This is a genomic window from Isoptericola sp. NPDC056605 (assembly GCF_042792795.1).
Lineage (GTDB): Bacteria > Actinomycetota > Actinomycetes > Actinomycetales > Cellulomonadaceae > Isoptericola.
In genome coordinates, this window is sequence record NZ_JBHTVT010000002.1 from 249,528 (window position 1) to 261,557 (window position 12,030).

General features: G+C 72.3%; 8 protein-coding genes. 3 read left to right on the forward strand and 5 right to left on the reverse strand.

The window, feature by feature from the left end; all coding sequences use genetic code 11:
- Nucleotides 1-26: 26 nt before the first annotated feature.
- The 3 genes from ACFQ8Y_RS03985 to ACFQ8Y_RS03995 all read left to right on the forward strand — a co-directional run bounded on the left by ACFQ8Y_RS03985 (nt 27) and on the right by ACFQ8Y_RS03995 (nt 3,771).
- Entirely contained in the window at nt 27-896 is an 870-nt protein-coding gene (locus tag ACFQ8Y_RS03985) for a patatin-like phospholipase family protein (protein WP_430548902.1), read from the forward strand.
- Nucleotides 893-1,936 (forward strand): 1-acyl-sn-glycerol-3-phosphate acyltransferase, encoded by a 1,044-nt coding sequence (locus tag ACFQ8Y_RS03990; RefSeq protein ID WP_430584670.1) that lies wholly within the window; start codon nt 893-895, stop codon nt 1,934-1,936. The genes ACFQ8Y_RS03985 and ACFQ8Y_RS03990 overlap by 4 nt, the downstream gene beginning before the upstream one ends.
- 209 nt (nt 1,937-2,145) lie before the next feature.
- Nucleotides 2,146-3,771, forward strand: a complete 1,626-nt coding sequence (locus ACFQ8Y_RS03995) for an APC family permease (RefSeq protein ID WP_430584671.1) — start codon at nt 2,146-2,148, stop codon at nt 3,769-3,771.
- A gap of 67 nt (nt 3,772-3,838) precedes the next feature.
- Here the strand turns inward: ACFQ8Y_RS03995 and ACFQ8Y_RS04000 are convergent, their stop codons facing one another.
- The 5 genes from ACFQ8Y_RS04000 to ACFQ8Y_RS04020 all read right to left on the reverse strand — a co-directional run bounded on the left by ACFQ8Y_RS04000 (nt 3,839) and on the right by ACFQ8Y_RS04020 (nt 11,973).
- Nucleotides 3,839-6,994 (reverse strand): hypothetical protein, encoded by a 3,156-nt coding sequence (locus ACFQ8Y_RS04000; RefSeq protein WP_430584672.1) that lies wholly within the window; start codon nt 6,992-6,994, stop codon nt 3,839-3,841.
- A 246-nt stretch (nt 6,995-7,240) separates the two neighbouring features.
- Nucleotides 7,241-8,245, reverse strand: a complete 1,005-nt coding sequence (locus tag ACFQ8Y_RS04005; RefSeq protein ID WP_430549036.1) for a LacI family DNA-binding transcriptional regulator — start codon at nt 8,243-8,245, stop codon at nt 7,241-7,243.
- Between the two features lie 15 nt (nt 8,246-8,260).
- Nucleotides 8,261-9,817 carry a glycoside hydrolase family 1 protein gene (locus tag ACFQ8Y_RS04010; RefSeq protein ID WP_430584673.1) on the reverse strand — a complete coding sequence of 519 codons (1,557 nt, stop codon included), beginning with the start codon at nt 9,815-9,817 and terminating at the stop codon, nt 8,261-8,263.
- A 90-nt stretch (nt 9,818-9,907) separates the two neighbouring features.
- A complete protein-coding gene (locus ACFQ8Y_RS04015) occupies nt 9,908-10,831 on the reverse strand; it encodes a carbohydrate ABC transporter permease (protein WP_430565062.1) in 924 nt (307 codons plus the stop codon).
- Complete coding sequence (locus ACFQ8Y_RS04020) at nt 10,828-11,973, reverse strand: carbohydrate ABC transporter permease (protein WP_430584674.1); 1,146 nt, start codon at nt 11,971-11,973, stop codon at nt 10,828-10,830. Before ACFQ8Y_RS04020 ends, ACFQ8Y_RS04015 begins: the two co-directional genes overlap by 4 nt.
- Nucleotides 11,974-12,030: the final 57 nt, after the last annotated feature.

The following is a 12,030-nucleotide window of genomic DNA, read 5'->3' on the forward strand; positions in this document are numbered from 1 at the left end:
TGCGACGTCGTGGCACGATCGCGGCCATGACGGTGGCGTTCGTGCTCGGCGGCGGCGGGGTGCGCGGGGCGGTCCAGGTGGGCATGCTGCAGGCGCTGTTCGAGGCGGGGGTGACGCCCGGCCTCGTGGTCGGCACGTCGATCGGCGCGATCAACGGCGCCGCGGTCGCCGCCGACCCGAGCATCGCCGTCGTCGACCGCCTCGGTGCCGCGTGGGCGTCCCCGACGGCGAACGAGGTCTACGGCGAGGCCTGGTACCGACAGCTCGGCCGCCTCGCCAAGTCCCGCACGCACCTGTACGACCCGGCCGCGCTGCGCCGGCTCATCGCGGGCACCTTGGGGGAGCGCACCACCTTCGAGGACCTGACCGTGCCCCTCGTGGTCGCCGCGGCGAGCATCGAGCGTGCGTCGGAGCACTGGTTCGACTCCGGGCCGCTGGTCGAGGCGGTGCTCGCCTCGGCGTCGGTGCCGGGCGCGCTGCCGCCCACCGAGATCGGCGGCGAGCACTACGTGGACGGCGGCATGGTGAACTCCATCCCGCTCGGCGAGGCCGTGCGCCGCGGCGCGACCACGGTCTACGTGCTGCAGGTGGGGCGGGTCGAGGAGCCGCTCACCGTCCCGTCCAAGCCGTCCGACGTCGCGCGCGTGAGCTTCGAGATCGCGCGGCGGCACCGCTACTTCCGGGAGCTGGAGGAGGCCCGCCGGGTCGCGACCGTGCACGTGCTGCCGACCGGCGGCGCGCTGCCGGGGGACGAGAAGCTCGGCGCGTTCCGGCGCATGGACTCCACCGCGTCACGCATCGCCCAGTCGTACGCCGCCGCGCGGGACTACCTTGCGGCAGCGCCGCCGGGACCCGCACCGGGGCCGACGCCGCCGGACGCGGCAGGGCAGCCGTGATCGCGCCACCGCCCCGCTGGGTCCGGCGGGTCGTGCTGGCGCCGCTCGTGGTGCTGCTGGCGGTGCTCCTGGTGCCGACGTCGATCATGCTCGCCCTGGTCGTCGGCGCCGCGCTGACCTGGCTGCTGCCGGGCCGGCTGCGGGTGGTGCGCCTGCTGTGGATGCTGTCGTTCTACGTGCTGTGGGACGCCGCCGCGCTGGTGGTGCTGTTCGGGCTGTGGGTGGCGTCCGGGTTCGGCCTGGCGATGCACCGCTCCTGGGTGCAGCGGGCGCACGTCGCCGTGGCGCGGGCCGCGCTGGCCGTCCTCTTCTGGCAGGTGCGGTGGACGCTGCGGCTGACCATCGTCGTCGAGGTCGAGAAGGGGGCGAGGCTGCCCGACGTCCCCGTCCTCGTGCTCAGCCGGCACGCCGGTCCGGGGGACTCGTTCATCCTGGTCGACGTCCTCCTCGGTCGCGCCCACCGCGCGCCCGCCATCGTCCTCAAGGACACGCTCCAGTGGGACCCGGCGATCGACGTCCTCCTGGGCCGGCTGCCCGCGGCCTTCGTCACGCCCGTCGCGCGCCGGAGACCGGGGCAGCCCGGCGCCGCGGAGACCATCACGCGCATCTCGGCCGACCTGGGGCCCGGCGACGCCCTCGTGCTGTTCCCCGAGGGGGGCAACGTGACGCCCCGGCGCCGCGCGCAGCGGATCGACGCGCTCCGTGCCCACGGCAAGGACGCCCTCGCCGACCGGGCCGAGCGCATGCCGCACGTCATGGTGCCGCACGCGGGCGGTTTCCTGTCCGCGCTCGACGCCGTCGCGCCCGACGCCGCCGTGCTGGTCGTCGCGCACACGGGCCTGGACCGTCTCGTCACGGTCAAGGACATCTGGCGCGAGCTGCCGATGGACAAGACGATCGTGCTCGGCGGCACCCTGGTGCGCGTCGGCGACCTCCCTGCCGACGTCGAGGGTCGGGAGCTGTGGCTCTTCGAGCAGTGGGAGCGCGTGGACGCCTGGATCACCGCACGCTCCGCGGACCTCGACGCCGCCAGGCCGTGACCGTCGTGGTGGCGCCCGTCGCCCCGCGCCTCGTCCGGGCCGACCACGCCACGCACGCCGTTCTGCGCGCCGGGAGCGGCCGACTGGGGGATGGTGGTGACAAGGCGAGCAGCGCTGAACACCCCGTTCACGGAGGCAGCCGGGCGGTGTAAGGTCTCCCGGCCGCCGAGACCCGGTGGTACAGACCACTCCAGTAAGGAGCCTCAACGATGCAGCTCATGCGGAGGCGCTCGATCGAAGCCACGATCGCGGCGTCCGACGAGCCCCAGCGCCAGCTCAAGCGGACCCTCGGCGCCTGGGACCTCATGGTCCTCGGCATCTCCGTGGTGATCGGCGCCGGAATCTTCTCGAAGGCCGCGCAGGTGTCGGCCACGCAGACCGGCCCGTCGGTCGTGATCTCGTTCGTCATCGCCGGCGTCGTGTGCGCCCTGGCGGCGTTGTGCTACGCCGAGTTCGCGTCGTACATGCCGGTGGCGGGCTCCGCGTACACGTTCTCGTACGCGTCGATGGGCGAGCTGCTCGCGTGGATCATCGGCTGGGACCTCATCCTGGAGATGTTCTTCGCCGCGTCCGTCGTGGCGAAGGCGTGGGGCCTCTACTTCGACAACTTCCTCAACGTCTTCGGCCTCGGCGGCGTCGACTCCGAGGGCGTCGCCTCCGGCATCCACAACACCGTGAGCCTCGGCGGCGTCTCCTTCGACTGGGGCACCGCGATCCTCATCGTCGTGCTCGCGACGCTGCTCGCCGTCGGCACCAAGCTCTCGACGCGTGTCACCGGCGTCCTCACGGCCATCAAGGTCGCGATCGTGCTGCTCATCATCGTGGTCGGCTTCGCGTTCTTCAGCGCATCCAACCTCAGCCCGTTCGTGCCGAGCCCGGAGTCGTTCGGCGAGTCCACGACGCACAACACCACGATGACGCAGACCCTCTTCTCCTGGATGGCCGGCGCCGAGCTTTCCGTGGGCGGCGTGATGGGCATCCTCGCGGGTGCCGGCACCGTGTTCTTCGCGTTCATCGGTTTCGACGTCGTCGCCACCGCGGCGGAGGAGACCAAGAACCCGCGGCGGAACGTCCCCCGCGGCATCCTCGGCGGCCTCGCCATCTGCACCGGCCTCTACATCGCCGTGTCGATCGCGCTCTCCGGCATGGCCACCCCGCAGCAGCTGCGCGACGCCACCCCCGACGGCGGCGCGTCCGCGACGATCATCACCGCGTTCCAGCTGCAGGAGAACGCCCCCACCTGGGCCACCCAGGTCATCACGGTGGGCATCCTCGTCGGCCTCACCACCGTGGTCATGGTGCTCATGCTCGGCCTCACCCGCATCGTCTTCGCGATGAGCCGTGACGGCCTGCTGCCCCGCGGCATGTCGAAGACGTCGGAGAAGCGCGGCACCCCCGTGACGATCCAGGTCGGCACCGCCGTGCTCCTGGTCGTCGTCACCTGCTTCTTCTCCGTCGACGTGCTCGGCAACATGGTGAACATCGGCACCCTGTCGGCCTTCGTGCTGGTGAGCTTCGGCATCCCGATCCTGCGTCGTCGCCAGCTCAAGGCCGGCGGCGGGGAGGTCAAGGCCGACCACTTCAAGGTGCCGTGGTCGCCGGTGCTGCCGATCGTCTCGGGCGTGCTGTGCCTGTGGCTGATGCTGCAGCTGGACGTCGAGACGTGGCTGCGGTTCCTGGTGTGGCTCGCGCTCGGCTTTGCGATCTACTTCCTGTACGGCTACCGCAACTCGCAGCTGGGCAAGAACCCGTCGCAGCTCGCCGCCGACTACCGCGAGGCCCTGCAGACGGCCATCGGTGTGGACGACGACACCCCGCGGCGCGATCGCGACTGATCTCGGCCCGGCCGGTGACCGCACTTGAATCCGTGGCGGTCGCCGGCCGGGTGACGTCGCCGCCGCGTCAGCGGATCGTCGACGTCCGGTAGCTCGTGACCGACCTGGTCACGTACCCGGTCCGGGAACCGACCACTGTGACGGTCAGGTGCTTGCCCCGCGCCCGTGCGGGGACGACGAACCGCTTGCTCTCCCGCGTCGCGATCCTCACGCCGTCCGCCTTCCACACGTAGGTCACCGACGACGGCGCCGGGGACCACGTCCCGCGACTGACGGTCAGGGTCCTCCCGACCCGCTTCGTCCCCGTGATCGTCGGCCGCGGCGCCATCATGGTCCCCCGCACGACGGCCGCGGTCGCGGTGCTGGTCACCGACCTCGTGGTGTATCCGGCACGCGACCCGGTCACCGTGACCGTCAGCCGCTTGCCGCGCGAGGAGGCGGGCACCACGAACGTGCTCGACGTCCGCGTCGAGATCGTCGTCCCGTTCGCCTTCCACACGTACTTCACCGACGACGGTGACGGCGACCAGGTCCCGCGGCTCACCGTCAGCGTCCTGCCGACCTTGACGGTGCCCTTCACGGTCGGTCGCGGTGCCGCGAACGTGCCCGGCACGACGGCGGCCGTGGGGGCGCTGGTCACCGAGGTCGTCGGGTAGCCCCCGCGCGTACCGGTGACGCGCACGGTGATCCGCTTGCCCACGGCCGAGGCCGGGACCTTGAGCGTCGAAGTCGTCGCGCCCGTGATCGTCACTCCGCCCGCCTGCCAGGAGTACGCCACGCTCGACGGAGTCGGCGACCAGGTACCGAGCGCGGTCGTGAGCGTGGACCCCACTCGGGCGGTGCCGACGACCGAGGGCGCCGGGGCGACGAACGCCCTGGCGATGTGTGACCAGGAGACCGGGTCCGCCTCGCTGGGGGAGTGCCAGGCCGACCCCGAGTACCGCGCGCCGACCGTGAGCACGCCGAGGGGCAGGGCCGCGGCGTCGAGCCGGAACGAGGTGTCACCCAGTCCTTCGGTGGTCTGCGTGGCGACGTCGGTCCCGTTGACGCTCAGCACGACCTGGGCGGGCCGGCCGAGCTCCTCGCCCGGTCCGTGCACGGCGACATCGACCCGGACCTTGCCTGCCGCGGCGTCTTCCGTCACGCCGGTGATGGTGGTCGTCGTCTCCGCCCGGCGGATGGTGAACGGCAGCGGCAGGGTCTCCGACGCGAGCGTCGGCCCCGCGTCGGCCGAGGTGGCGTCGGACGGCCGCGTACCCTCCCAGCGCACCACCACCTCGTGGTCGCCCGGGGCGAGCCCGAAGGTGTGCGCCGACCCGCTGAGCTCGAGCGACGATGTGGTCGAGCAGCCCTGCGCCACGGGGCCGAGGTCCGTGCCGTCCGTCAGCTCAGCGACCACCGACCCGCACTCGACGGCCGATCCGTCGAGCGTCTCGACGCGCGCCTCGACGTCGATCTGGTTCTCGTAGTGGACGGTCTCGTCGACCAAGGTCGCCGCGACCCTCGTCGCCGACGGCGGGCGGACGGTGACGGGACGGACCACCGGGTCCGACGAGGCCGCCGCGTAGTCCGCGACGTACCGGACCTCGAGCTCGTGCGGGCCGGGTGCCAGGCCCGACACATCGAGGGAACGATCGGAGCCGTACCCGGTGGTGGACAGGCGCCCACCGGTGGCCCGGTCGACGACCCGGATCGTCCCGGACACGGCAGGGGTCCCGTCGACCGTGCCGACCGTGGTGACGAACGGGACGAAGTCGGTACCCGTCCGCCACGACTCCGGGCTTTCCACGCCGACCGTCGTCCGGGACGGCTCGGGCACCGTGAACGGACGCTGCGCCTCGGCGCCACGGAACGGCGGCCCGTCGAAGCGGACCTCCAGGGTCCGGGTCCCGGGCCAGGTCATCCGCAGCTCCCTCTCTGCGTGTCCCGTGCGGTCGAGGGGCAGGTAGTGATCGGCGTGGAACTCGCCGTCGGCGTCGCGGTATCCGACGCTCGCGGTGCCGCGCGGCGTGACCCCGCTCGACGAGGTGACGTCGATGCGGACTGTCGCCGAGCTATCCATGTGCCATGTGTCCGGAACACCCGTCACCGTGATCTCGGTCGGCAGCAGGGGCCCGTCCATGAGCAGCCAGGTCGCCGTCTCGCCGCTCGCCATGGCCCGGTAGGCCGCGCGTGCGCCGGGCACCGCGGGCACGGCCCGTCCGCCGCCCCAGGTGAGCAGGGAGCCGTCGTCGAGCAGGGCCGCCCCGCCGGGCTCGTCGTCGCCGGTGGGCAGGCTGACCTCGCTCGTGGACAGGGCGACGACGGAACGACCGCTCGGCACGACCGGCGGCGTCGGCGCCTCACCGAGCGGCACGACCGTGCCGTCGCTTCGGGCCGCGTACCCGTACCGCCGCGCGGTGTCGACCCCGACGAACCGGGTGCCGGCCGCAGGCGTCGTCACCCGGGCCTTCGTGTCGATGCCCTGCAGGCACGAGACCACGGCACCGTCGGACCGCACGGCCATCCAGCTCACGTTCGTGACGTTGACCGCCACGTATGCGGTCCCCGTCGGCGGCACGAGGGCCTCGGGGCAGGAGACCGCGATCGACGTCCGCTGCCGCTCGGCGACCAGCGCACCGTCGGACCGCACGGCCATCGTGATGGTCGTGCCGGAGTCGATCGAGAGGTATCGCATCCCGGCCGGAGGGCCGACGAACGTCGGTGTCGAGGATGCGCTCGCGCCCGTCCCGACGATCGACCCGTCCGAGCGGAGCAGCGCTGCGGAAGGCTGGCCCATCCCCGCGATGAGCGAGACGCCGGTGTAGTGCATCCCCGCGGGCAGCTCCGGGATCGGGAGCGGGCCCCAGTGCTCGTCGAGAGGAACCGCGGTGACCTGCCCGTCGCTGCGCAGCGCGAGCAGCGAGCTGCCGTCCGCGTCGATCCCGGTGTGCTGCACCCCCTCCGGCAGCTCCCAGGGCCGCGACCCGTCAGGTTGAGCGAGCCCCCAGCCGTTGTCCCACGGCACGAGTCGTCCGCCTTGCGACGCGGGGGTCCCTTCCTGGACGAAGCCCGACGAGACCGCGGCCACGGTGTCGGCCGTCGCCGCCGGCGCGACCTGAGCGGGCACCGCACCCGCGGACGTCGTGCCGAGCCCGAGCCCAAGCACGAGCCCGGTCGCGACGAGCGACGCGCTTGTCCGCCGGGCGGCGGGGACGAACAGTCGGAGAGCTGAGGTCGACATCGAACGCTCCAGCTGGAAGGGCGCAGGTCCGTGCGCCAGGACAACAGGTCGCACGGACTGTATCGGTCGCAATGCCGCGTTTCTGTCGAAATCAGCACCGGCCGCCCTTTTCACCCGGTGCGTCTGGGTGGCCGATTCCTGGTCCCCGTCAACGCCGCAGGCCGCGAGCGCCGCGCCGCGAGATCCTTGACCCCCTGGCGTCTGGTCTTGGCGCGCTGCCGCCGGGTGCCCGCACGGTGGCGACGGCTACGCCGACTCGCCCTCGACGAGGCGCGGCACGAAGATCTGGGGCTCGGCGGGCACGTCGGCCCCGCCGAGGACGTCGAGCAGGGTCGCGGTCGCGGCCGTGACCATCTCGACGACGGGCTGCAGCACGGTCGTCAGTCGCGGCGTCGTCCGCTCGGCGCCGAGGGCGTCGAACCCCACCAGGGCGACGTCGTCGGGCACCCGCCGGCCGGACTCGCGCAGCACCTGGAGCGCGCCCGTGGCCATGAGGTCCGACGCGGCGAACACGCCGTCGACGTCGGGGTGCCGCGCCAGGATCCGCTCCATCGCGGCCGCGCCGCCCGCCACGGTGAAGTCGCCGTTCTCGACGGCGGTGGCCGGCAGCCCGGCGTCCTCGAGCGTGTGCTGCCAGGCGTCGTGACGGTCGACGGCCGCGGTCATGTCGAGCGGGCCGGTGATGGTGGCGACCCGGGTGCAGCCTCGGTCCACGAGGCGCTGCGTGGCGGTGCGCCCGCCAGAGGCGTTGTCCACGTCGACGAAGTGCAGGGACTCGGTGTCGAACGGCCGCCCCACGAACACCGACGGCAGGTGCGAGCGCATCAGCTCGGACTCGAGCTGGTCCTCCCGGTGGTGCGACGCCACGATGACGCCGTCCACGTGCCCCGACCGCAGGTAGCGCGCGATGTGGCCCGGCGGCTCGCCCGGCCGGGCGAGCAGCAGCACGAGCTGCAGCTCCGTGCCGGTCAGCCCCTCGCTGACGCCGCGCAGCACGCCCGCGAGGAACGGGTCGGTGAGGATGCGGGCGTCGGGCTCGGGCACCACGAGGGCGATCGAGTCGGTGCGACGGGTGACCAGCGAGCGGGCCGCCCGGTTCGGGGCGTACCCGAGCCGGGCGACGGCGTCGTCGACGGCGGTCTGCGCCTCGGGCGACACCCGGTCACCGCCGTTGATGGCGCGCGAGGCCGTGGACCGCGAGACCCCCGCGGCCCTGGCGACGTCGTCCAGCGTCGGGCTGGCATGCTCGATGACCACGTCCGGAGACTACTCTGCGTCCGCGCCGTCGCGTGCCGGCACGACGCCCGTGCGGGCGACCTCGCCGTACCAGTGTCCGGAGGACTTCACGGTGCGCTCCTGCGTCTCGTAGTCGACGTGCACCAGGCCGAAGCGCTTGGAGTAGCCGAGGGCCCACTCGAAGTTGTCCAGGAGCGACCAGGCGAAGTAGCCGCGCACGTCGACGCCGGCGTCGATCGCGTCGCGGACGGCGCGCAGGTGCACGTCGACGAACGCAAGGCGGTCCGGGTCGTCGACGCGGCCGTCGGCCTGCACGACGTCGGGGTACGCGGCGCCGTTCTCGGTGACGTACATCGAGGTGCCACGGGGGCCGGTGTAGTCGCGCTGCAGCCGCGTCAGCAGACGGGTGAGGCCCTCCGGCTGCACCTCCCAGCCCATGTCGGTGAGCGGCAGGCCGCGGCTGTGGTGGTAGATGCCGTCGGGCACCGGGTTGGGGGAGCGGGTCTCCCACACCGCGGCGTCGACGCGCTCGCCGCCGGGGTCGGCCGTGCCCGCGGGCGTCTCGCCCGCGGCACCCTGGGGTCGGGCGGAGACGGCGCCGCCGTTGTAGTAGTTCACGCCGAGCACGTCGATCGGCGTGGAGATCACGTCGAGGTCGCCCTCGCGCACGACGTCGGCGAACCCGAGGTGCGCGACGTCGTCGAGCAGGTCCTGCGGGTAGGCGCCGCGCAGGATCGGGTCGAGGAAGAAGCGGTTGAACATGCCGTCGTCGCGGCGCGCGACGTCGACGTCCGCCGGGTCCGTCGGGTCGACGGGGTCGGAGACGGTGAAGTTGAGCGTGAGGCCGAGCACGGCCTCCGGGTCGCGCTCGCGCAGCGCCCGGACGGCGCCGCCGTGGGCGAGCATGAGGTGGTGGGCCGCGGCGAGGCCGTCCGCCGGAGACTTGCGACCGGGGGCGTGCGCGCCCGCGGTGTAGCCGAGGAACGCGGAGCACCACGGCTCGTTGAGCGTCGTCCAGACCTTCACCCGGTCGCCCAGGGCTTCGTGCATCGTCACGGCGTAGTCGACGAAGCGGGCCGCGGTGTCCCGGTTCGGCCAGCCGCCCAGCTCCTCCAGCGCCTGCGGCAGGTCCCAGTGGTACAGCGTCAGCCAGGGCAGCACGTCGGCGGCGAGCAGCTCGTCGACGAGGCGCGAGTAGAAGTCCAGGCCCTCCTGGTTGACCGTCTTGCCGTCCGGGACCACCCGGGCCCACGACGTCGAGAACCGGTACGCGTCGAGGTTCAGGCGCCGCATGAGCGCCACGTCCTCGCGGTAGCGGTGGTAATGGTCGTCGGCCACGGAACCGTCGTCGCCGTTCACCACGGCGCCGGGGATGCGGCAGAACGCGTCCCAGACCGAGTCCTCGCGGCCGCCCTCCGTGGACGCGCCCTCGATCTGGAAGGCGGCCGTGGCGGTGCCCCAGAGGAAGCCGTCGGGGAACGTGACCGCCCCGGTCGCGTGCGGGGAGCTCGTGAGGGGGGTGCTGGGCGTGAACGGCACGGTCGTGCCGGGGGCCGCCCGGCGCGCGCCGGGGGTGGGGAGGGTCATGAATTCGGATCTTTCCATCGGTGGTGGGCCCACGCAGCCGCACGACGGTGCGGCTGCGTGGGCGTGACGTCAGGCGGGGGCGCCGGCGGATCAGCCCTTGACGGCGCCGGCCATGATGCCCGCGACCAGCTGCTTGCCGACGAAGGCGAAGATCACCAGCAGCGGCAGCGTCACGAGGAAGATGCCGGCCATCACGAGCGAGTAGTCGACGAAGAAGTTGGCCTGCAGCGACTGCACCACCAACGGCAGGGTCGGGTTCTCGCTGTTCAGCACGATGGACGGCCAGAAGAAGTTGGTCCACTGCTGGACGAACGTGAACAGGCCGAGCATCGCGGCGGCGGGTCGCGCGGCCGGCAGGGCCACGGACCAGAACGTGCGGATCATGGACGCGCCGTCCACGCGGGCCGCCTCGATGAGCTCGTACGGCAGCGCCTCGGACAGGTACTGCGTCATCCAGAAGACGCCGAACGCGGTGACGAGGGCGGGCACGATGACGGCCTGCAGCTTGCCGATCCAGCCCAGGTCCGTCATGAGGATGTACATCGGGATGACGCCGAGCTGGGTGGGCACGGCCATCGTGGCGATGACGAAGACCAGCAGGGGGCCACGACCGCGGAAGCGCAGCTTGGCGAACGAGTAGCCGGCGAGCGTGGAGAACAGCACCACCGACAGCGAGGTGAGCACGGAGACGATCACCGAGTTGGTGAGGGCCTTCCAGAAGTTGATCCGGGTGGACTCGATCACGGTCGCGAACTGCTGGAACAGGCTCGTGTCGGGCAGCCACTGCGGCACCGCGTTCTTCGCGATCGTGACCGGGTCGGACGACCCGAGCAGCAGCGTGAAGTACAGCGGGAAGATCGAGATCAGCAGCGTGACCCCGAGCAGGGCGTAGGTGACCCAGCCGGGACGGCGCTGTGCGCTGCGGGTGGCCCGCGAGCCGCGGTTCCGGCGCTTGGTGGCCGCGCGGGCGGCGCCCCGGCCGGCGGTCTGGGCGGTGACGGCGACGGAGCTCATCGGCGGTCCTCCCGGTCGGTGGTCGAGGTGGTCGGGGGGAAGGTGGGCGGTCGCGGGGGCCCCTGGTTCGCGCCCCCGCCCGCGGGGGCGGTCGCACCGGTCGCCTGCGCGACCCGGGCGTCCGCCGCGAGGCGACGGGTGTGCCGGCGGCCCACCTTCTCCTTCTTCGGGCCGGAGGTCGCGATCCGCTGCGTGATGAGGAAGTTGACCATGCCGATGACGATGATCAGCAGGAAGAGCAGCAGCGCGACCGCCGACGCGCGGCCGAGGTTCTTCTGGTTGCCCCACGCGACGTCGTACAGGTAGACGACGGTGGTCATCCAGTCCTGGTCCGGTCCGCCGAGGCCCTTCGGGTCGAACATGCGGACCTCGTCGAAGATCTGCAGGCCACCGATGGTCGAGGTGATGACGACGAAGATGATCGTGGCGCGGATCTGCGGCACGGTGATGGAGAAGAACTGCCGCGCGCGGCCCGCGCCGTCGATGACGGCCGCCTCGTAGAGCTCGCGGGGCACGGCCTGCATGGCGGCGAGGAAGATGAGCGCGTTGTAGCCGGTCCAGCGGAAGTTCACCATGCTGGCGATGGCGACGTGGCTGGCGACGCGGTCGGTGTGCCAGCCGATCGGGTCGACGCCGACGAACCCGAGCAGCTCGTTGATGAGGCCGTAGTCGTCGGCGAACAGCCGTCCGAAGATCATGGAGACCGCGACCGGCGCGACGACGTAGGGGATCAGCACGCCCATGCGCCAGAAGGTGGCGGCGCGCAGGTTCTGGTCGAGCAGGGCCGCGATCGTGATCGCGAGGATCACCTGCGGGATGCTCGAGAAGACGAAGATCGAGAACGTGTTGACCAGGGACTTCCAGAACAGGGGCTGCGCCAGGACGGCGGCGTAGTTCTCCAGCCCCGTGAACTCGCCCTGGCCGCCGAGCAGGTTCCAGTCGTACAGCGACACGAACAGCGTGTACCCGAGCGGGAACAGGCCGGTGAGCGCGAACAGCAGGAAGAACGGCGAGATGTACAGGTACGGGGAGACCTTCACGTCCCAGCGGCCGAGGCGCTGGGTGAAACCGACGCGTCGGGGAGGACGTGGCCCGGTCGCACCCCGTCGGTGCGTGGGCTGGGTGGGGGAGAGGACGGCCATCTGCTGCTTCCTGTGCTCGCCGGTCCGCCGGCCGCCGGGCGGGCCCGCCGAGAGCGT

Coding starts and splice junctions, on each gene's coding strand:
- ACFQ8Y_RS03985 (WP_430548902.1), top strand. CDS start 27: ATGACGGTGGCGTTCGTGCTCGGCGGCGGCGGGGTGCGCGGGGCGGTC.
- ACFQ8Y_RS03995 (WP_430584671.1), top strand. CDS start 2,146: ATGCAGCTCATGCGGAGGCGCTCGATCGAAGCCACGATCGCGGCGTCC.
- ACFQ8Y_RS04000 (WP_430584672.1), bottom strand. CDS start 6,994: ATGTCGACCTCAGCTCTCCGACTGTTCGTCCCCGCCGCCCGGCGGACA.
- ACFQ8Y_RS04010 (WP_430584673.1), bottom strand. CDS start 9,817: ATGACCCTCCCCACCCCCGGCGCGCGCCGGGCGGCCCCCGGCACGACC.
- ACFQ8Y_RS04015 (WP_430565062.1), bottom strand. CDS start 10,831: ATGAGCTCCGTCGCCGTCACCGCCCAGACCGCCGGCCGGGGCGCCGCC.
- ACFQ8Y_RS04020 (WP_430584674.1), bottom strand. CDS start 11,973: ATGGCCGTCCTCTCCCCCACCCAGCCCACGCACCGACGGGGTGCGACC.